Genomic DNA, 19,380 nt, shown 5'->3' on the forward strand with positions numbered 1-19,380 from the left:
AACTACATGAGCGATCGTCCGATACCCGCCGCCCGCCGCGCAACCCGAACTGGCGACGCACACGAATCCCAGTTCCGCCTGCTCAGCGAGCGACGCTTTGCGCCGTTTTTCTGGACCCAGTTCCTGGGCGCCATGAACGACAACGTGTTCAAGATCGGCTTTACGTCGCTCGTAACGTATCAGACGGCGCGCTTTTCCGGGGTCGATGCGAAGACCGCGGCGTTCCTGATCTCGGCGATCTTCATCCTTCCGTTCGTGCTGCTCTCGGCCACCTCCGGCCAGATCGCGGACAAATACGACAAGGCGATGCTGACGCGCTTTGTGAAGACGTTCGAGATCGCTGTGATGCTGATCGGCGGCACGGGTTTCTGGCTGCATAGCGCGCCGCTGCTGTATCTGTGCACGTTTCTGATGGGTGTCCATTCCACCGTGTTCGGCCCGGTCAAGTATTCGTACCTGCCCCAGCATCTGGCGAAAACGGAACTGGTCGGCGGCAACGGCATGGTCGAAATGGGCACCTTCGTCGCGATCCTGATCGGCACGATTATCGGCGGAGAAGCGGCGGGCTTCGTCGAACATGGCGCCGTGGTGCTGGCCTGCGCCTGCGTCGGGATTGCGCTGGTGGGGCGCGTCGTGTCCATGTTTGTGCCCGCTACGCCGGCGCCGCAGCCCGATCTGCAGATCAACTGGAATCCGGTCAGCGAAACGTGGCGCAATCTGAAGATCGCCCACGAAAACCGCACGGTGTTTCTGAGCCTGCTGGGTATTTCGTGGCTGTGGTTTGTCGGCGCGACGTTTCTGTCGTCGTTTTTCAATTTTGCCAAGGACGTGCTGTCGGCCAATCCCGATGTCGTCACCGTGCTGCTCGGCACGTTTTCCATTGGCATCGGGCTCGGTTCGCTAATGTGCGAACGGCTCTCGAAGCGACGTATTGAAATCGGGCTGGTGCCGCTCGGCTCGATCGGTATGAGCGTGTTCGCCATTGATCTGTTCTTTGCGAGTCACGCGTTACCGCCGGCCGCGCATTTGCTGAGCGTCGGCGAATTCCTCACGATGCCCGCCAACTGGCGCGTGCTTGCCGATCTGTTCCTGCTCGCCGTCTTCGGCGGCCTTTATAGCGTGCCGTTGTATGCGCTGATCCAGAGCCGCAGCCAGCCGAGCCATCGTGCGCGCATCATCGCGGCCAACAATATTCTCAACTCGCTGTTCATGATTGTCTCGGCGCTGATGGCGATGGCCTTGACCACCGCGGGCGTCAGCATTCCGGGTCTCTTTCTGGTGACTGCTCTGCTCAACATCGTGGTGGCCACCTACATCTACTCGCTGGTGCCGGAATTCCTGCTGCGCTTTATCGCATGGGTGCTGGTGCATACGTTCTACCGGATCCGGCTCGTGCATGCCGAGCGCATTCCGGAGGAGGGCGCGGCGGTGCTGGTGTGCAATCACGTGAGCTATGTGGACGCGATCGTCATCATGGCCGAAAGCCCGCGTCCGATCCGCTTCGTGATGGATCATCACATCTTCAGGTCGCCGTTTGCCGGCTGGGTTTTCCGTCACGCGAAGGCTATTCCGATCGCGCCGTCGCACGAGGACCCGGAAATGCTGACGCGGGCCTATGAAGCCTGCGCGCGGGCACTCGCTGAGGGTGACCTGGTGTGCATTTTCCCGGAAGGCAAGCTGACCAGGACCGGTGATCTGAACCCGTTCCGTCATGGCGTGACCGAGATCATCCGTCGCACGCCGGCGCCGGTGGTGCCGATGGCCCTGCGCGGGCTGTGGGGCAGCGTGTTTTCACGTGGCGCCGAGACGCGCTGGCCGCGACCGGTGCAAAAAGGTGTGATGAGCCGGCTGACGCTGGCGGTCGGCGAGCCGCTCGATCCGGCGCAGGTGACGCCGGAGGGGCTGCAGCAGATCGTGACGGAGTTGCGCGGGGCGCGGAAGTAGGGGCTGCCGCTCTGCTACCCTGAGTTGCTGTGCTGTGCTGTGCTGTGCTGTGCTGTGCCTCGCTAGCGCGCGCCGACCCGCGTGGCGGGCGGCGACTTGCGTGGGCCGCCGTCACTTGTCCGTTCGGCCAACGCCCGTCTGGAGCGGCCCTCGCCTTAGACGAGGCTGGCATAATAGCGGTTTCCCCGCATCTCTTTGGACGACGCTCATGTCCGGCAATACGCTTGGTACGCTTTTCACTGTCACGACCTTTGGCGAATCGCATGGTCCCGCTATCGGCTGTGTGATCGACGGTTGCCCGCCGGGAATGACGTTGGTCGAAGAAGATATCCAGGTCGAACTGGACCGTCGCAAGCCGGGCACGTCGCGTCACGTCACGCAGCGCAAGGAAGAGGACAAGGTCGAGATCCTGTCGGGCGTGTTCGAAGGCGTCACCACCGGTGCGCCGATTGCGCTCCTGATTCGCAACACGGACCAGCGCAGCAAGGACTACGGCAACATCGCGGATACGTTCCGTCCGGGCCATGCCGATTACACCTACTGGCAGAAATTCGGCATTCGCGACTATCGCGGCGGCGGCCGTTCGTCGGCGCGTCTGACGGCGCCTACTGTTGCGGCTGGCGCCGTGGCCAAGAAGTGGCTGCGCGAGCACTTCGGCACCGAGATTCGCGGCTACATGGCGACGCTTGGTGAGATCGAAGTGCCGTTCGTCGACTGGTCGCACGTGCGCGAAAACCCGTTCTTTGCGGCGAACGCCGAGGTGGTGCCGCAGCTCGAAGAGTACATGGACGCGCTGCGCAAGGATGGCGATTCGATCGGCGCGCGCATCAACGTGGTTGCCTCGGGCGTGCCGGTCGGGCTCGGCGAGCCGCTGTTCGACCGCCTCGACGCCGATATCGCGCATGCCATGATGGGCATCAATGCGGTGAAGGGCGTCGAGATCGGTGCGGGCTTTGCCAGCGTCGCCCAGCGCGGCTCGGTGCATGGCGACGAGCTGACTCCGGAAGGCTTTGTCGGCAATCACGCGGGCGGCGTGCTCGGCGGGATTTCGACGGGGCAGGACATCACGGTATCGATCGCCATCAAGCCGACCTCGAGTATCCGTACGCCGCGGCGCTCCATCGACAAGGCCGGGCAACCGGCCATCGTCGAGACCTTTGGGCGTCATGATCCGTGCGTCGGCATTCGTGCTACGCCTATCGCCGAGTCGATGCTGGCGCTGGTGCTGATCGACCATGCGCTGCGCCATCGCGCGCAGTGCGGCGATGTGGTCGTTACTACGCCGAAGATCGCGGCGAGCGCGCCGTAAGTCGCGTTCCGCGCGACTTATCGTCTGTGTCGGAATTCCCCAATGATCGACCCGAATCCCCGTGCAGCCGACGGCGCGGACGCGCTGTCGCGGTTGCGTGCGCGAGTCACCACGCCGCAAGCGAGCGCCATGGACTGGCTGGCGTTCGGCCAAGCCCTGCTGCAAGCGGCGGGGCGTAACCGGGACCAGCAGCGCGAAGCGCTTGTCGCACTGGTGCAGGCCTATCAGCTCGATTCCGCTTGCGATCCGACGCTGCTTCACACCATTGCTCAAACCGGATTTATGCTGCGCGACTGGCCTTTGGTCGACTCGGCGACGTCGTTGCTGCTTGCGCGCAACGCGGAAGATGCTAACGCGCTCGTCTGGCGCGCCGCCGCCATCCAGCAACGCGACGATTTCGACGAAGCCGAGCGTCTGTTGCGCGAGGCCGTGCGAGTGGTGCCGGGCAATCCGGTCGCGCTGCACAAGCTCGCGTTGTGCATCAAGGAACAGGCTCGCTTTGCCGAAGCCGAGGCACTGTTGCGGCGTGTGCTCGAACTGTCGCCGAACAACGCGCACGCGACGTTCGATCTGTCGGAGCTGGAAATACGCTCCGGCCGCTATGACGACGGCTGGGCAAACTACGAATCACGCATCGCATTTGGCGACGACCTGAACGACGCACATCGTGCGCTCGCCGAGATCAGCAGCTACTGGCAGGGTGAGTCGTTGGCCGGCAAGACGCTGATCGTGTACGGCGAGCAAGGCAACGGCGATTGCCTGTGGGCCGTGCGCTTTTTGCCGCTGCTCGCTGAGCGGGCACGGCGCGAGGGCGGCCGGGTGATCTTTGGCCACGACGGGCCGCTGCGGCACCTGTTCGAGCGCATGTTGCCCTCTGACGTGGCGCTTGAAACCAGCCTCATCACCCAGCCGGATTTCCACTGTGGGCTGATGAGCTTGCCGTTGCGGCTCGGCATCTTCAATTCGGCAGGCTGGGGAAGCCCCTATCTGAGTGCCGACTCGGCTCGCGCCGGGCTGTGGCGCGAGCGTGTCGCGCAGACGGCAGTGAGTGGTGGGCCTAAAGTCGGGCTGGTGTGGAACGGCAATCCGCAGCACATTCGTGATGCGCGGCGCTCGGTGCCAGTCGACCAGCTAGAGCCGCTCCTGATGGTGCCAGGCATCACCTGGTTCGCGCTGTCGCCAGGGCGTTCTGCGACGATCGGGCAATGGCGCGAGCACGGCATCCAGATTGTCGATCCCACGCCGCATTTCGAGGCTGGTTTCGATGACGTCGCGGCGCTGCTCGCCAATCTGGACCTCGTCGTGACCATCGACAGCGGTCCAGCTCATCTGGCCGGCGCGCTTGGTGTGCCGACGTGTCTGATGATCGATCATGTGTCGGCGTGGTTTTGGGGCGATCAAACGACGCAACGCACGCCGTGGTATGACTCGGTCGAGCTGTTTCGTCAGCCGTCGATCGGTGCGTGGGCACCTGTGCTGGCGAGCGTGCGCGAGAGACTGGAAGCGCTGGTAGGGTTGCCAGGGCATTGAACCGGGGCGGCATCGTTACAGCGTTTCAGCAAGCCCCAACCCCGCAGACGAAAAAAAGCGCCGCTCATCCGTCATGGAGAGCGGCGCTTTTGCGTCCTGTGACTCCGCGCTAATGTGCTAACACCCCAGCGCTACCCGTCGCATCACATATTCGGATAGTTCGGCCCACCACCGCCTTCCGGCGTGACCCACACGATATTCTGTGTCGGGTCCTTGATATCGCAGGTTTTGCAGTGCACGCAGTTCTGCGCATTGATCACCAGACGCTCGCTGCCATCGTCGTTCTTCACGAACTCATACACCGCGGCCGGGCAATACCGCGATTCCGGCCCCGCATACGTGCTCAGGTTCACGTTCACCGGCACGCTTGGATCTTTCAGCGTCAGGTGGGCCGGCTGGTTCTCCTCGTGATTGGTGTTCGAGATGAATACCGAGGACAGCCGGTCGAACGTCAGCTTGCCATCCGGCTTCGGATACACGATCGGCTTGCACTGCGACGCCGGTTTTAGCATCTCGTGGTCCCAATGCTGGTGGTGCAGAGTCCACGGCACATTGCCGCTCAGCAGCTTCTGCTCGATGCCCACCATCAGCGTCCCCAGGTACAGGCCCTTGCTCATCCACTGTTTGAAGTTGCGTGCGCGGTACAACTCCGTGTGCAGCCAGGAGGTTTTGAACGCCTCCGGATACGCCGTGAGTTCATCGCTCGTGCGGCCGGCCTGCACGGCATCGAACGCGGCATCGGCGGCCAGCATGCCGGTCTTGATCGCGGCGTGCGAACCCTTGATGCGCGAAGCGTTCAGGAAGCCTGCGTCGTCGCCCACCAGGGCCCCACCCGGAAACACCAGCTTCGGCAGCGACAGCAGGCCGCCGGCAGTGATCGCGCGTGCACCGTAGGAGACGCGCTTGCCGCCATCGAGGAACGCGCGGATCGACGGATGCGTCTTGTAGCGCTGGAATTCCTCGAACGGCGACAGGTACGGGTTGGTATAGCCGAGGCCCACCACGAAGCCGACCATCACCTGGTTGTTGTCCAGGTGATAGAGGAACGAGCCACCGTAGGTGTCGGACTCCAGCGGCCAGCCGGCCGTGTGGATCACCAGACCCGGCTTGTGCTTGGCCGGATCGATTTCCCACAGTTCCTTGATGCCGATACCGTAGACCTGCGGATCGGCGCCGTCGCGCAGTTTGAATTTATCCTGCAACTGCCGCCCCAGATGGCCGCGCGCGCCTTCGCAGAACAGCGTGTACTTCGCGTGCAGTTCCATGCCGAGCTGGAAATTCTCGGTCGGCTGGCCGTCCTTGCCGATACCCAGGTTGCCGGTGGCGACACCTTTGACCGAGCCGTCCTCGTTGTACAGCACTTCGGCCGCCGGAAAGCCCGGGAAAATCTCCACACCCAGCGCCTCGGCCTGCTGGCCGAGCCACCGCGTGACGTTCGCGAGGCTGATAACGTAGTTGCCGTGATTCTTGAAGTTGTCAGGCAGCGCCCAGTTGGGCACGCTCTTCGAACCGCTTTCGGAGAGAAACAGGAAGCGGTCTTCGGTCACTTCAACGTCCAAAGGCGCGCCTTTTTCCTTCCAGTCGGGGATCAGTTCGTTCAGCGCGCGAGGGTCCATGACCGCGCCGGAGAGGATGTGCGCCCCGATCTCCGAGCCCTTTTCCAGTACGCAGACGCCGATTTCGACGCCTTTTTCCGCTGCCAGCTGCTTCAGACGGATCGCTGCGGACAGGCCAGCGGGGCCGCCGCCGACAATCACCACGTCGTATTCCATCGACTCGCGCGGGCCGTACTGCTCAATGAGACTTGCGGGGGTCATTGATGCTCCTCTTACCGTTAGAATGCTTTTTTCGGGATCGTATTGTGGGCGAACGGTTCCGGCGCCGCAACCCAATGAATAAAGATTAGCACGATCGTTCTATTTATGTGATACGGTAGCGGCCCGGCGTTTCACCGGGTATGCCCCAGGTATTCACGAAGTTCCGCGGCCTCGCCGCGCGTGTAACCCCAACCGAACAAGGTAAACACAATGGGCCGTTCGATCAATCTGGAAGGCAAGGTTGCGCTGATTACGGGCGCCTCGAGCGGGCTGGGCAAACGCTTCGCTCAGGTGCTGTCGCAGGCTGGCGCGAAGGTCGTGCTGGCCAGCCGCCGCACCGAACGCCTGAAAGAATTGCGCGCCGAAATCGAAGCCTCCGGCGGCGCTGCGCATGTGGTGTCGCTCGACGTCACCGATTACCAGAGTATCAAGTCGGCCGTGGCGCATGCGGAGACGGAGGCGGGCACCATCGATATTCTGGTGAATAACTCAGGCGTCTCGACCACGCAGAAGCTAGCGGAAGTCACGCCCGCCGATTTCGAATACGTGTTCGACACGAACACGCGCGGCGCGTTCTTCGTGGCCCAGGAAGTCGCCAAGCGCATGATCATGCGTGGCAACGGCGGCCAGAAGCCGTCTTACCGGATCATCAATATCGCTTCGGTGGCGGGTCTGCGTGTGTTGCCGCAGATTGGCCTCTACTCGATGAGCAAGGCCGCGGTCGTTCATATGACCAAGGCGATGGCGCAGGAATGGGGACGACACGGCATCAACGTGAACGCGATCTGCCCGGGCTATATCGACACCGAAATCAATCATCATCACTGGTCCACCGACCAGGGGCAGAAGCTGGTTTCGATGCTGCCGCGTCACCGTGTCGGTCAACCTGAAGATCTCGACGGCTTGCTGCTTTTGCTGGCCGCTGATGAATCGCAATTCATCAATGGCTCAATCATTTCCGCTGACGATGGCTTTGGGCTTTCCTGATTGGGCGTGGGTTTGAGCCTCAGTTGTGTCTAAGAACCGCGCCCCGTTTCAACCTGTAGAAGAAGTACGATGAGCGAACATCACCCCGTTTTTGAAATGTCCATGCCGATCCGCTGGGGCGACATGGACGCATTCGGCCATGTGAACAACACGGTCTATTTCCGTTACATGGAGCAGGTACGGATTTCCTGGTTCGAGCAACTCGGTATTCTCGGCGGCAATGAGGAAGGGCAGGGGCCGGTGATCGTCAACGCATCGATGGAGTTCCTCAAGCAGCTCCATTATCCTGGCGACGTGATTGGCCGGATGTCGGTCGGCACACCAGGCCGCAGCAGTTTCGACACCGGTTTCGAACTGAGGCGCGCCGATGACCCGTCGACCGTCTATGCACGGGGCGCCGCGCGTTGCGTGTGGATCGACTACGCGGCGGGCAAGTCGGCGCCGATTCCCGATCTGCTGCGCTCGACTATCGAAAGCGCGGTGTTCGTCAAGCCGGTTTGAGGCGGCTCCGCTGTCGGCCAGAGTTCGCGTTTTAGCGCATTCGTCCGGTTTCGTGCAGAGCGGCTCCATGTAGCGAACCTGCTGCAAGCTCTTGCGCAACCGTCAATGCCCGAGCAGCCTCTGCAGCAGTTCCGTCGCATTGCCCGTATCGTATTTACGCATCAGCCGCGCCCGGTAGACGTCCACCGTGCGTGAGCTGATGTCCAGCACGCGCCCAATCTGCTTGCTGGTCTTGCCCGTCACGAGTTGCGCGGCGATTTCCCGCTCGCGCGGAGTCAGCTCGATAGCGACGCGCCGCGTCGCGCTCAGATCCTCGAAAGTCCACACGCCCGCGGCATGCGGGTTAGCGCGCTCGAGCGAGCGGCCCGTCACGTGACACCAGAACAATTCCCCATTGGCGCGCCTCATGATCCGGTCGTCGGCGTAGCTGCCGTGCGCGGTCATGATGGGCGGAATGCGTGTGCCAATCCGCTCGAATTCGTCCGCCGACGGGTACAGCACCTGAAACGACTGCCCCAGCAGCGACTCGCGCGGACAGCCGAAGATCGACGCCAACTGGTCGTTGCAGTCTTCAATGAAGCGCTCGCGCGACAGCACGAGGCCGATCGGCGCAAGGTGGAAGGCGGTTTGGTAATCCAGTGCGGGCATGAAAGGTGCGCAAGCAGGTGCGGAAGCGGAAAATCACTTATGTATTTTTGCGTATTGTGCCGTATGGCCCGCGCATCGTACCCTTTCGGGCAAATCATACGGCTGCAGCGAGGCCGCGGGTGAAGGGTCTGCCGGGCCGGCGGTGCGATGTCGACGCAAGGCTGGCCGCGGATGACTAGAATGACGTTCTGGACTCAACCTGCATCACCACGCATCGCACCGATCCGGCGGCTGGCGTACCGGATTTTCGGGTTTCCATAAAGGAAGGGACACACTGATGAACAAGGTCTATCCAGACGCGGTTACCGCGCTCAAGGACATCGTCAAGGACGGCCAGACGTTCGCCGTCGGCGGCTTTGGCCTGTGCGGCATCCCTGAGGCGCTGATCTCGGCGCTGCGCGATTCGGGCGTCAAAGGCATCACCTGCATCAGCAATAACGCGGGTGTGGACGGTTTCGGCCTTGGCCTGCTGCTCGAAACACGCCAGGTCAAGAAGATGATCTCGTCGTATGTGGGCGAAAACAAGGAGTTCGAGCGCCAGTATCTGGCCGGCGAACTCGAGCTCGAATTCACGCCGCAAGGCACGCTCGCCGAGAAGCTGCGCGCGGGCGGCTCGGGCATTCCAGCGTTCTTCACCAACACCGGCTACGGCACGCTGATTGCCGAGGGCAAGGAAACCCGCCAGTTCGGCGAGAACCATTACGTGCTGGAGCATTCGCTGACGGCCGACGTCGCGCTCGTGAAGGCGTGGAAGGCCGACAAGTCGGGCAACCTGATCTATCGCCGCACGGCGCGCAACTTCAACCCGATGTGCGCGATGGCGGGCAAGATCACCGTGGCGGAAGTCGAGGAAATCGTGGAAGTGGGCGAGCTCGATCCGGACGCCATCCATACGCCGGGCATCTTCGTGCAGCGCATTGTGCTCAATGCGCATCCGGAGAAACGCATCGAACAACGCATCGTCCGCGCGAAAGGAGCGTAATCATGGCATGGACTCGTGACGAAATGGCCGCGCGCGCGGCGAAGGAATTGCAGGACGGCTTCTACGTGAACCTCGGCATCGGCTTGCCGACGCTGGTGGCGAACCACGTGCCGGCGGGTGTCGAAGTGTGGCTGCAGTCGGAAAACGGCCTGCTTGGCATCGGCCCGTCGCCGACTGAAGAGGAAGTGGATGCTGACCTCATCAACGCCGGCAAGCAGACAGTGACGACGCTGCCGGGTTCGTCGATTTTCTCGTCGGCGGACTCGTTCGCGATGATTCGCGGCGGCCACATCAACCTCGCCATTCTGGGCGCCATGCAGATCAGCAAGAAGGGCGATCTGGCGAACTGGATGATTCCGGGCAAGATGATCAAGGGCATGGGCGGTGCGATGGATCTGGTGGCGGGCGTCAAGCGCGTCGTCGTGCTGATGGAGCACGTCGCGAAGGGCGACCAGCATAAGATCCTCGAGGAATGCACGCTGCCGCTGACGGGTGTGGGCGTGGTCGATCAGATCATTACTGACCTCGGTGTGATCGAAGTGACCGCGGACGGTCTGAAGCTGACGGAGCTGGCGCCGGGCGTGACGGTGGATGAGATCAAGGCCAAGACCGGTGCGCCGCTCGATGTGAGCGCTGTGGGCTGATTGGGCGGGTGTGCGGCACGGTTGAGTGGATGCAGGGTTCCAGTTGAGCCCTGCTGAAGCACGGCCGATGTGAAGAATGCTGCGAAGGATGCAGTAAAGCGGGCGAGACGGGTTGGGTCTTCGCCCGCTTTGTTTTGGGCGTTGGCTTTGCGCATCTGCCTATGTCATCCGGACGATCCTTGGCACGCGGCAAAGCGGTTTACAATCGTCTTCACTAGTTCGTGCTCGCCAAGGAAATCTGATGACCGTCACGTCCCCAGCTCTGCATACTGCCGCCGGCACGGCCACGCCCCGTCAACGTTTCGTGCAGTGTGCGAGCCCCGGTGGCTTGCATCGTGTTGCCTACACGGAATGGGGCGACCCGGCGAATCCGCGGGTGCTGGTGTGCGTGCATGGCCTCACGCGCTCAGGGCGTGACTTCGACCGGTTGGCAGCGTCGTTTTCGGACAGATATCGCGTGATTTGTCCGGATGTGGTCGGCCGCGGTCTTTCATCGTGGCTGAACGTCCCCAACTACTATGCCGTGCCGCACTACGTCGCGGACATGGTCACGCTGATCGCGCGGCTCGACGTGGAAAAGGTGGACTGGTTCGGCACCTCGATGGGCGGTCTGATCGGGCTGGGTCTCGCGGGCCTGCCGGGCTCTCCGATCGAGAAGCTGCTACTGAACGACGTCGGTCCACATCTCGAACCGGCCGCGGTGAAGCGAATCGGCGATTATCTCGGCAAGCCCATGCAGTTCGAAACGCTGCAGCAGGGCATCGATTACGCCGCCTTGCTGGCTCAATCGTTCGGCCCGTTGACCCCGGAAGAATGGCGCGAAATCAACACGCCGCTGCTGCAGGAGCGCGACGGTGCCTGGTATTTCCGCTACGACCCCCGCATCGGCCAACCGTTCGCTGCTATTACGGACGAAGTGGCGGCGGCTGGAGAGGTTGCATTGTGGGGCGCGCTAAAGGCGATTCAGGGACCGGTGCTGGTAGTGCGCGGAGAAAAGTCCGACCTGCTGTCGCGTGAAACGGTCAAAAAGATGATTGCCGAGGGCAACAAGGTGTCGAGCGTGGAAATCCCCGGTGTGGGTCATGCGCCCGCGTTTCTCAGCGCCGAGCAGATCGGGATTGCGCGCCGCTTCTTCATCGGACCTGGCGCTGACGCGTCATAATATGGGGTTGTGCGGCGCGCCTTTTTCGAGCGACCCGCCGCGGAACGCAGGATCGTTCAACCGCATTGTTCAATCTTAACCATCATCAGGAATTGCCATGGCAGTCATTCGTCATCACGTCGGCAAGCGACTCTCCGAAATCGCTGTGCATAACGGCACCGTGTACCTCGCGGGCCAGATCGCCGAGGACGCAGATCAGGACATCACCGGTCAGACCCGTGAAGTGCTTGGTCATATCGACCGTCTGCTCGCTGAAGTGAACAGCGACAAGTCGCATCTGTTGTCGGTGCAGATTTACATCGCCGACATGGTTCACTTCGCTGGCATGAACGCTGTGTGGGACGAGTGGGTCGCGCAGGGCGAAACCCCGCCGCGAGCGACGGTCGAAGCGAAACTTGCGAACCCGAAGTGCCTGGTTGAAGTGGTCGTCGTGGCCGCACAGCGCAGCTAGGTCCGCATCTGAAACTGTTGTTGAATCCCTGTTGATCCGTCTGGCCCGTTGGGCCGTCGCACCATGAATACCGATACCGTTACGACCGTCCCGATTCCGCTGCCTTCCTTCGAAGAAGCGATGGCATTCGTGCGGGAGCATGCGGGTGAGGTGCGGCTGTCATCGGGCGAACTGTTGGCCGATCATGCGGCTGGCACTGCGGCGATCATGCGCACGCTCAATGTCGACCCGCCGGCGGTGCTGGCGGCGGCCTTGTTCGCGCTGACGCCGCATCTGCAAGACCCGGAGCGCGTGATCGCCGATAACTTCGGCGAAGAGGTCGCGCAACTTGTGGGCGACGTGCGCAAGTTGCTGCGACTGGGTACCGTCAGTTTGCGCGCGGCGCAGAATGCCATTCCCGAAGCGGGACGCGACGCCCAGGCGGCGCGGCGTGCGCAGGTTGAGGCGTTGCGCAAGATGCTGCTTGCCTTTGCGCAGGACATTCGTGTTGTGCTGATCCGGCTCGCATCGCGGCTGCAATCGATGCGTTACTACGCGGCGGCCAAGATGACGCCGTCCCCGGACGTGGCGCGCGAGACGCTTGATATTTACGCGCCGCTCGCAAACCGTCTCGGTATCTGGCAGGTGAAGTGGGAACTCGAAGACCTCGCGTTGCGCTTCGAAGAGCCTGCCACGTATAAGCGCATCGCGAAGCTGCTCGACGAGAAGCGCGTGGAGCGTGAGAGTTATGTGGCCGCGGCTATCGCGCGTCTGCAGCATGAGTTGGCCGCCGCGCATATTCGCGCCGAAGTGAGCGGGCGGCCAAAGCACATCTATAGCATCTGGCGCAAGATGCGCGGCAAGGACCTCGATTTCTCCGAGCTGTACGACGTGCGCGCGTTTCGCGTGATCGTGCCGGACATCAAGGACTGCTATACCGTGCTCGGTATCGTGCACAACCTGTGGCAACCGGTGCCCAAGGAATTCGACGACTACATTTCGCGGCCGAAGCCGAACGGCTACAAGTCGCTGCATACGGTGGTGATCGGCGATGACGGGCGCGCGTTCGAAGTGCAGATCCGTACCCAGGAGATGCATCAGTTTGCCGAGTACGGCGTAGCGGCGCACTGGCGCTACAAGGAGGCCGGCACGCGCGGCTACGGCGGCCAGGTCACGGCGAGCGAGAAGTACGACGAGAAGATTGCATGGCTGCGCCAGTTGCTGGCGTGGAAGGATGAAGTGTCCGAGGGTGAGCATGGCGAGAAGCGCGCGGCGCAGCCGTGGGAGCAACTACGTCAGGCCACGTTCGACGACGACCACATCTATGTGTTGACGCCGCAGGCGCGCGTGATTCCGTTGCCGCAAGGCGCGACGCCGCTCGACTTTGCCTATCACCTGCATAGCGAGTTAGGACACCGTTGCCGCGGTGCGCGTGTCGATGGTGCGATGGTGCCGCTCAACACGCCGTTGCAGAACGGTCAGACGGTCGAGGTCGTCGCGGTGAAAGAGGGTGGTCCGTCGCGCGACTGGCTCAACCCGCAGCTTGGCTATCTGCATAGTCCACGTGCACGGCAGAAAGTGCGCGCGTGGTTCAACGCAGTCGAGTATCAGGAGACCATCGCGACGGGCCGGGCGATGGTCGAAAAGACTTTGCAGCGCGAAGGCAAGACCTCGGTCAATCTCGACCAGCTTGCGACGAAGCTCGGCTTCAAGTCCACGGAAGACCTGTTCTCGGTGGTCGGCAAGGAAGAGTTCAGCTTGCGTCAGGTCGAGCAGGCACTGCAGGATGCGCCGCCACCCGAACCGGAGGTCGAAGTACCCGAGCAGTTCGAAAAGCGCAGCAGTGGCTCGAGTGTCGCGCATGGCGCATCGACGGGTGTGCTGGTGGTGGGTGTCGACGCGTTGCTCACGCAGCTCGCGCGTTGCTGCCGTCCGGCGCCGCCTGATGGTATCAGTGGTTTCGTTACGCGGGGCAAGGGCATGTCGATTCACCGCAGCGATTGCCCGACGTTTATGCGAATGGCCGAGCGTGCGCCCGAGCGCGTATTGGAAACCGCATGGTCCGCAGACGTGATGAATGGTCGCGGGCAGTCGGTGTACCCAGTGGACCTGACAATTGATGCAACGGATCGTCAAGGTCTGTTGCGTGATATCTCCGAAGTGTTTGCGCGCGAGAAGATGAACGTGATCGGTGTGAAGACGCAAACGCGCCGTAATGCAGCCTTCATGCAATTCACGGTGGAAGTGTCGAGCGCGGCGCAGATTCAGCGCGCCTGTTCGCTGCTTGGAGAAGTCACGGGCGTGTTGCGGGCGGGGCGTAAAAGTTAACGCAAGGTGTGATGCACGCGGGGCCGCGTGCCGTCATTCACATGCGCGGAAACGGCAGCGCGGATTTTTCAGTGCCGGTGTACAAAAGTACTTGCCAAGCGATGTGGCGCTCCATATAATCTCGTTTCTTCAGGCTCGTAGCTCAGCTGGTTAGAGCACCACCTTGACATGGTGGGGGTCGTTGGTTCGAGTCCAATCGAGCCTACCAACGAAAGAGAAATTCCGGTTTGCCGGGGTTTCGCAAGCTGCAGTAAGCGCCTTGGCGCAAAAGGCGAATACGGTTATGACACCGCGAACGTTGACCGAAACCACTTCGGAGCGACGCTAGTCGAGGACCACTTTCGCCAATGTAGTTTGCAGGAAATGTGAATGCGGCCCCTCGAAAGCGGGGCCGCATTTTTTTTGTCTTATTTGATGGTTGTATATGCCGCCGCCGGTCGGCATTTCGGAGAACGCAATGGTTTCGATACGTCTGCCTGACGGTTCTGTTCGTCAATACGAGCACCCGGTGACGGTCGCGGAAGTGGCCGCGTCGATCGGCCCTGGCCTCGCGAAAGCCGCGCTCGGCGGCAAGATCGACGGTGAGCTGGTCGATACGTCCGCGTTGATCGATCATGATGTGTCGCTCGCAATCGTCACGGAAAAAGACGCCGACGGCCTCGACATCATTCGCCACTCCACGGCGCACTTGCTCGCGTACGCGGTGAAAGACCTGTACCCCGAAGCGCAGGTGACGATCGGCCCTGTGATCGACAACGGTTTCTACTACGATTTCGCGTACAACCGTCCCTTCACGCCGGAAGATCTCGAGAAGATTGAAAAGCGCATGCAGGATCTCGCGAAGAAGGACGAGCCGGTGTCGCGCCGCGTGGTGTCGCGCGACGAAGCGGTGGACTACTTCAAGAGCATCGGTGAAAAGTATAAGGCCGAGATTATCGAGTCGATTCCGTCAACCGACGAGATCAAGCTGTACTCGCACGGCGGCTTCACGGATCTGTGCCGCGGCCCGCACGTGCCGTCCACCGGCAAGCTGAAGGTTTTCAAACTGATGAAGGTCGCGGGCGCGTATTGGCGCGGCGATTCGAAGAACGAGCAGTTGCAGCGTATCTACGGCACGGCCTGGACGAAGAAGGAAGACCAGGAAGCGTATCTGCACATGCTCGAAGAGGCGGAGAAGCGCGATCACCGCAAGCTCGGCAAGCAGCTCGACCTGTTCCACATGCAGGACGAGTCGCCGGGCATGGTGTTCTGGCATCCGCGTGGCTGGACGTTGTGGCAGCAGGTCGAGCAATACATGCGACGCCGCGTGAACGATGCGGGCTACCTCGAAATCAAGACGCCGATGATCATGGACCGTTCGCTCTGGGAAGCGTCGGGCCATTGGCAGAACTATCGTGAAAACATGTTCACGACCGAATCGGAAAAGCGCGACTACGCGATCAAGCCGATGAATTGCCCCGGTCACGTGCAGGTGTTCAACCATGGTCTGCGCTCTTACCGCGATCTGCCGCTGCGCTATGCGGAGTTCGGCTCGTGCCACCGCAATGAATCGTCGGGCTCGCTGCATGGTCTGATGCGCGTGCGAGGCTTCGTGCAGGACGACGCGCACATTTTCTGTACCGAAGACCAGTTCATCAGCGAATCGATCGCGTTCAACACGCTGGCGATGAGCGTGTACAAGGACTTTGGCTTCGACAACGTCGACATCAAACTGTCCTTGCGTCCGGACGCCCGTGCCGGCACTGACGAAACGTGGGATCGCGCCGAGCAGGGTCTGCGCGACGCGCTGACGGCCTGCGGCGTGACGTGGGAAGAGTTGCCGGGCGAGGGCGCTTTCTACGGTCCGAAGGTCGAATATCACATCAAGGACGCGCTGGGCCGCTCGTGGCAATGCGGTACGCTGCAGCTCGACATGGTGCTGCCGGAGCGTCTGGGCGCCGAATACGTCGCCGAGGACAATAGCCGTCGCCGCCCGATCATGTTGCACCGGGCAATCGTCGGATCAATGGAGCGCTTCATCGGTATTCTGATTGAGCACCATGCTGGTGCAATGCCGTCCTGGCTGGCGCCGATGCAGGTGGTTGTAATGAATATCGCGGAAAGTCAGACCGAATATGCGCAGTCTTTGGCTCAATCGTTGCAAAAACAAGGGGTTAGAGTACAGGCCGATTTGCGCAACGAGAAGATTAGCTATAAAATACGGGAGCACACGCTAGAAAAGGTGCCGTACCTCCTTGTGGTCGGCGACAAAGAGCGTGATGCTCAAACGGTAGCCGTGCGTGCCCGTGGCGGTGTTGATCTGGGTGTCATGCCCGTCAGCGCCTTCATTGAGCGTCTGCGTCAGGACGTGCAGTCGTTCAGGTAAACCACTTGGCAGCCCGGCTCGTTTTTTTAATTTTTAGAGGAAACGTAACATCGCTACTGATAAGTCTGCGCACCGCATCAACGGTGAAATCACTGCACCCGAGGTGCGTCTGGTCGGAGTCGAGAACGAACCCCTCGGCATCGTGAAACTTGCCGATGCTTTCCGCATGTCGGAACAGCAAGATGTAGATCTGGTTGAAATCGCCCCTCAGGCGGTGCCGCCGGTTTGCCGCTTGATGGACTACGGCAAGTTCAAGTACTCGGAAGCGAAGAAGCAGCACGAGGCCAAGCTCAAGCAGAAGATTGTCCAGGTGAAGGAAGTCAAATTCCGCCCGGGCACCGATGACGGCGATTACAACGTCAAACTGCGCAACCTCATTCGCTTCCTCGACGACGGTGACAAGACGAAAATCACGTTGCGTTTCCGCGGCCGCGAAATGGCCCACCAGGAAATCGGTATGCGCATGCTGGAACGCCTGCGCACTGACCTTGACGAAGTCGGTCAAGTCGAGCAAATGCCGAAAATGGAAGGGCGCCAGATGATCATGGTGCTCGCTCCGAAGAAAAAGAAGTAAGCAACGCGCGTGGTTGCAAGTGCGTTGCCGGGTTGTGCACCGTGAGGCGCGCAGCTGTTACTGTGAAAAGATTGAGTTGTACTTCGCTGCATGTGTGGCGAAGACCAGCAGGTTTCAGAGCAGCGCCCAGATAAATGGGCGCAGTTCCTGAAAAGCAGCGGCCAGCAGTATCGGCCGGCTGCATACCAAGTGGACTGGGTTTCGAAGGGCGGGTAATGGCCATCAGGCCGACCGCACACCCATATCCATCTAATAATGGAGTTGTCATGCCGAAGATGAAGACCAAGAAGAGTGCTGCAAAGCGCTTCGTGGTGCGTCCGGGCGGTACCGTCAAGCGCGGTCAAGCCTTCAAGCGCCACATTCTTACCAAGAAGACCACCAAGAACAAGCGCCATCTGCGCGGTTCCACGGCAGTTCATGAGTCAGATATGAACTCCGTGCGCGCAATGATGCCGTTCGCCTAACCCTTAACTAAAACTCACAGGAGCTAACTATGCCTAGAGTCAAACGTGGGGTTACCGCACGGGCCCGTCACAAGAAGATCATCAAGCTGGCCAAGGGTTACCGCGGCCGTCGCAATAACGTCTATCGCATCGCCAAGCAGGCGGTCATGCGCGCAGGCCAATACGCCTACCGCGATCGCCGCAACAAGAAGCGTGTGTTCCGTGCATTGTGGATCACGCGTATCAACGCGGCGGTGCGTCAGCACGACATGACGTACAGCGTGTTCATCAACGGCCTGAAGAAGGCTTCGATCGAACTCGACCGCAAGGTGCTGGCCGACATGGCTGTGTTCGACAAGGCTGCTTTTGCTGCGATCGTTCAGCAGGTGAAAGCCGCCGTTGCAGCCTGATTGCGCTTTGGGCAATTAAACTGCGTGGTTCGTTGCAGCGAATATCCGGTAGTCTCGGTGACGCTGCAACAAAAACGGGGCTCCTCACCGAGCCCCTTTTTTGTTGGTCGAACCAGTTTTGCATCGATTGAACACTGACGTTGAAATGATGGGATCAATGGATCTGGACCAGATTGTCGCTGACGCGCAAAAAGCCTTCGGGGAAGCCAACGACGTCACTACGCTCGAGAACGAGAAAGCCCGCTTTCTCGGCAAGTCGGGTGCGCTGACCGAACTGTTGAAGGGCCTTGGCAAACTCGATCCCGAGACGCGCAAGACCGAAGGCGCGCGGATCAACGTCGTCAAGCAGCAGGTGGAAGCCGCGCTGACGGGCCGCCGTCAGGCGCTTGCCGACGCGCTCTTGAACCAGCGCCTCGCCGCTGAAGCCATTGACGTCACGTTGCCCGGCCGCGGCCTTGGTGCAGGTAGCCTGCATCCGGTCATGCGCACTTGGGAACGCGTCGAACAGATTTTCCGTTCCATCGGATTCGATGTGGCCGACGGCCCCGAAATCGAAACCGACTGGTACAACTTCACCGCGTTGAACAGCCCGGAAAACCATCCGGCGCGTTCGATGCAAGACACCTTCTACGTAGACGGCAAGGATGCCGACGGCCGCCAGTTGCTGTTGCGCACGCACACGAGCCCGATGCAGGTGCGCTACGCGCGCACCAACACGCCGCCGATCAAGGTGATCGTGCCTGGCCGCACGTACCGTGTGGACAGCGACGCGACGCACTCGCCGATGTTCAATCAGGTCGAAGGCCTGTGGATCGACGAGAACATCAGCTTCGCCGACCTGAAGGGCGTCTACACCGACTTCCTCAAGAAATTCTTTGAGCGTGACGACATCCTCGTCCGCTTCCGTCCGTCGTACTTTCCGTTCACCGAACCGTCGGCTGAGATCGACATGTTGTTCGAAACGGGCAAGAACGCCGGCAAGTGGCTCGAGATCTCGGGTTCCGGCCAGGTTCACCCCACGGTGATCCGCAACATGGGCCTCGATCCGGAGCGTTACATCGGCTTTGCCTTTGGCAGCGGTCTCGAACGGCTGACGATGTTGCGCTACGGCGTGCAGGACTTGCGCCTGTTCTTCGAGAACGACCTGCGTTTCCTGCGGCAATTCGCTTAACGCTTCGAGCCGCGCACGTCGCCAGATGCATAGACGAAGGCAAGTGCGCGCCGCGAGCAGTGCCATCGGCAAGGGCGCCTGGTTACCGGAACACGGCAACCAACGAAGGCCCCAGCCGGATGTGGACTAACCTGA

Annotated in this window: 17 protein-coding genes and 1 tRNA gene; 16 read left to right on the plus strand and 2 right to left on the minus strand. The window is 61.2% G+C overall.

What is annotated here, in order from left to right; all coding sequences use genetic code 11:
• Positions 1–6: 6 nt before the first annotated feature.
• From P3T17_RS01140 to P3T17_RS01150, 3 genes are all read left to right on the plus strand, one after another.
• Positions 7–1,944, plus strand: a complete 1,938-nt coding sequence (locus tag P3T17_RS01140; protein WP_429404178.1) for an MFS transporter — start codon at positions 7–9, stop codon at positions 1,942–1,944.
• A 208-nt stretch (positions 1,945–2,152) separates the two neighbouring features.
• Positions 2,153–3,253 carry a chorismate synthase gene (gene aroC / locus P3T17_RS01145; RefSeq protein WP_074263956.1) on the plus strand — a complete coding sequence of 367 codons (1,101 nt, stop codon included), beginning with the start codon at positions 2,153–2,155 and terminating at the stop codon, positions 3,251–3,253.
• A 42-nt stretch (positions 3,254–3,295) separates the two neighbouring features.
• A complete protein-coding gene (locus tag P3T17_RS01150) occupies positions 3,296–4,783 on the plus strand; it encodes a tetratricopeptide repeat protein (RefSeq protein ID WP_429404179.1) in 1,488 nt (495 codons plus the stop codon).
• 143 nt (positions 4,784–4,926) lie between these two features.
• Here the strand turns inward: P3T17_RS01150 and P3T17_RS01155 are convergent, their stop codons facing one another.
• Positions 4,927–6,600, minus strand: a complete 1,674-nt coding sequence (locus tag P3T17_RS01155; RefSeq protein WP_429404181.1) for an electron transfer flavoprotein-ubiquinone oxidoreductase — start codon at positions 6,598–6,600, stop codon at positions 4,927–4,929.
• Positions 6,601–6,810: 210 nt separating this feature from the next.
• On the opposite strand from P3T17_RS01155, the gene P3T17_RS01160 reads away from it, so the two are divergent.
• Together P3T17_RS01160 and P3T17_RS01165 are read left to right on the plus strand one after the other, a co-directional pair.
• The gene (locus tag P3T17_RS01160) at positions 6,811–7,587 is read left to right on the plus strand and encodes an SDR family oxidoreductase (RefSeq protein ID WP_074263959.1); all 777 of its coding nucleotides are present in this window, start codon (positions 6,811–6,813) and stop codon (positions 7,585–7,587) included.
• A gap of 69 nt (positions 7,588–7,656) precedes the next feature.
• Positions 7,657–8,088, plus strand: a complete 432-nt coding sequence (locus P3T17_RS01165) for an acyl-CoA thioesterase (RefSeq protein WP_429404183.1) — start codon at positions 7,657–7,659, stop codon at positions 8,086–8,088.
• 102 nt (positions 8,089–8,190) lie between these two features.
• Here P3T17_RS01165 and P3T17_RS01170 read toward each other — a convergent pair whose 3' ends face one another.
• On the minus strand, positions 8,191–8,736 hold the full coding sequence (locus tag P3T17_RS01170) for a LuxR C-terminal-related transcriptional regulator (protein WP_429404185.1): 546 nt from the start codon (positions 8,734–8,736) through the stop codon (positions 8,191–8,193).
• 277 nt (positions 8,737–9,013) lie between these two features.
• On the opposite strand from P3T17_RS01170, the gene P3T17_RS01175 reads away from it, so the two are divergent.
• The 11 genes from P3T17_RS01175 to pheS all read left to right on the plus strand — a co-directional run bounded on the left by P3T17_RS01175 (position 9,014) and on the right by pheS (position 19,245).
• The gene (locus P3T17_RS01175; RefSeq protein WP_429404186.1) at positions 9,014–9,718 is read left to right on the plus strand and encodes a CoA transferase subunit A; all 705 of its coding nucleotides are present in this window, start codon (positions 9,014–9,016) and stop codon (positions 9,716–9,718) included.
• Between the two features lie 2 nt (positions 9,719–9,720).
• The gene (locus tag P3T17_RS01180; RefSeq protein WP_074263963.1) at positions 9,721–10,362 is read left to right on the plus strand and encodes a CoA transferase subunit B; all 642 of its coding nucleotides are present in this window, start codon (positions 9,721–9,723) and stop codon (positions 10,360–10,362) included.
• Positions 10,363–10,603: 241 nt separating this feature from the next.
• A complete protein-coding gene (locus tag P3T17_RS01185; RefSeq protein ID WP_429404188.1) occupies positions 10,604–11,524 on the plus strand; it encodes an alpha/beta fold hydrolase in 921 nt (306 codons plus the stop codon).
• 97 nt (positions 11,525–11,621) lie between these two features.
• Entirely contained in the window at positions 11,622–11,975 is a 354-nt protein-coding gene (locus P3T17_RS01190; RefSeq protein ID WP_074263965.1) for a RidA family protein, read from the plus strand.
• A gap of 63 nt (positions 11,976–12,038) precedes the next feature.
• Positions 12,039–14,282: a RelA/SpoT family protein gene (locus P3T17_RS01195; protein ID WP_074263966.1), complete on the plus strand. Its 2,244-nt coding sequence runs from the start codon at positions 12,039–12,041 to the stop codon at positions 14,280–14,282.
• A 131-nt stretch (positions 14,283–14,413) separates the two neighbouring features.
• Positions 14,414–14,490: transfer RNA gene (locus P3T17_RS01200), tRNA-Val, on the plus strand.
• 249 nt (positions 14,491–14,739) lie between these two features.
• Complete coding sequence (thrS, locus tag P3T17_RS01205) at positions 14,740–16,647, plus strand: threonine--tRNA ligase (RefSeq protein ID WP_429404189.1); 1,908 nt, start codon at positions 14,740–14,742, stop codon at positions 16,645–16,647.
• 49 nt (positions 16,648–16,696) lie between these two features.
• Positions 16,697–17,221, plus strand: a complete 525-nt coding sequence (infC, locus tag P3T17_RS01210) for a translation initiation factor IF-3 (RefSeq protein WP_074263967.1) — start codon at positions 16,697–16,699, stop codon at positions 17,219–17,221.
• A 266-nt stretch (positions 17,222–17,487) separates the two neighbouring features.
• Positions 17,488–17,685: a 50S ribosomal protein L35 gene (rpmI, locus tag P3T17_RS01215; protein WP_074263968.1), complete on the plus strand. Its 198-nt coding sequence runs from the start codon at positions 17,488–17,490 to the stop codon at positions 17,683–17,685.
• A gap of 29 nt (positions 17,686–17,714) precedes the next feature.
• Positions 17,715–18,074: a 50S ribosomal protein L20 gene (gene rplT / locus P3T17_RS01220; RefSeq protein ID WP_006052502.1), complete on the plus strand. Its 360-nt coding sequence runs from the start codon at positions 17,715–17,717 to the stop codon at positions 18,072–18,074.
• Positions 18,075–18,231: 157 nt separating this feature from the next.
• Positions 18,232–19,245, plus strand: coding sequence for a phenylalanine--tRNA ligase subunit alpha (gene pheS / locus P3T17_RS01225; protein ID WP_429404191.1), 1,014 nt, complete (start codon positions 18,232–18,234; stop codon positions 19,243–19,245).
• The last annotated feature ends 135 nt before the right edge of the window (positions 19,246–19,380 follow it).

Origin of the sequence: Paraburkholderia sp. GAS82 (assembly GCF_050436285.1) — a bacterium.
GTDB lineage: Bacteria > Pseudomonadota > Gammaproteobacteria > Burkholderiales > Burkholderiaceae > Paraburkholderia > Paraburkholderia phenazinium_B.

Excerpts from the sequence above, each read along its gene's own strand:
- P3T17_RS01140 (WP_429404178.1), top strand. The coding sequence starts at position 7 with ATGAGCGATCGTCCGATACCCGCCGCCCGCCGCGCAACCCGAACTGGC.
- aroC (WP_074263956.1), top strand. The coding sequence starts at position 2,153 with ATGTCCGGCAATACGCTTGGTACGCTTTTCACTGTCACGACCTTTGGC.
- P3T17_RS01150 (WP_429404179.1), top strand. The coding sequence starts at position 3,296 with ATGATCGACCCGAATCCCCGTGCAGCCGACGGCGCGGACGCGCTGTCG.
- P3T17_RS01155 (WP_429404181.1), bottom strand. The coding sequence starts at position 6,600 with ATGACCCCCGCAAGTCTCATTGAGCAGTACGGCCCGCGCGAGTCGATG.
- P3T17_RS01160 (WP_074263959.1), top strand. The coding sequence starts at position 6,811 with ATGGGCCGTTCGATCAATCTGGAAGGCAAGGTTGCGCTGATTACGGGC.
- P3T17_RS01165 (WP_429404183.1), top strand. The coding sequence starts at position 7,657 with ATGAGCGAACATCACCCCGTTTTTGAAATGTCCATGCCGATCCGCTGG.
- P3T17_RS01170 (WP_429404185.1), bottom strand. The coding sequence starts at position 8,736 with ATGCCCGCACTGGATTACCAAACCGCCTTCCACCTTGCGCCGATCGGC.
- P3T17_RS01175 (WP_429404186.1), top strand. The coding sequence starts at position 9,014 with ATGAACAAGGTCTATCCAGACGCGGTTACCGCGCTCAAGGACATCGTC.
- P3T17_RS01180 (WP_074263963.1), top strand. The coding sequence starts at position 9,721 with ATGGCATGGACTCGTGACGAAATGGCCGCGCGCGCGGCGAAGGAATTG.
- P3T17_RS01185 (WP_429404188.1), top strand. The coding sequence starts at position 10,604 with ATGACCGTCACGTCCCCAGCTCTGCATACTGCCGCCGGCACGGCCACG.
- P3T17_RS01190 (WP_074263965.1), top strand. The coding sequence starts at position 11,622 with ATGGCAGTCATTCGTCATCACGTCGGCAAGCGACTCTCCGAAATCGCT.
- P3T17_RS01195 (WP_074263966.1), top strand. The coding sequence starts at position 12,039 with ATGAATACCGATACCGTTACGACCGTCCCGATTCCGCTGCCTTCCTTC.
- thrS (WP_429404189.1), top strand. The coding sequence starts at position 14,740 with ATGGTTTCGATACGTCTGCCTGACGGTTCTGTTCGTCAATACGAGCAC.
- rpmI (WP_074263968.1), top strand. The coding sequence starts at position 17,488 with ATGCCGAAGATGAAGACCAAGAAGAGTGCTGCAAAGCGCTTCGTGGTG.
- rplT (WP_006052502.1), top strand. The coding sequence starts at position 17,715 with ATGCCTAGAGTCAAACGTGGGGTTACCGCACGGGCCCGTCACAAGAAG.
- pheS (WP_429404191.1), top strand. The coding sequence starts at position 18,232 with ATGGATCTGGACCAGATTGTCGCTGACGCGCAAAAAGCCTTCGGGGAA.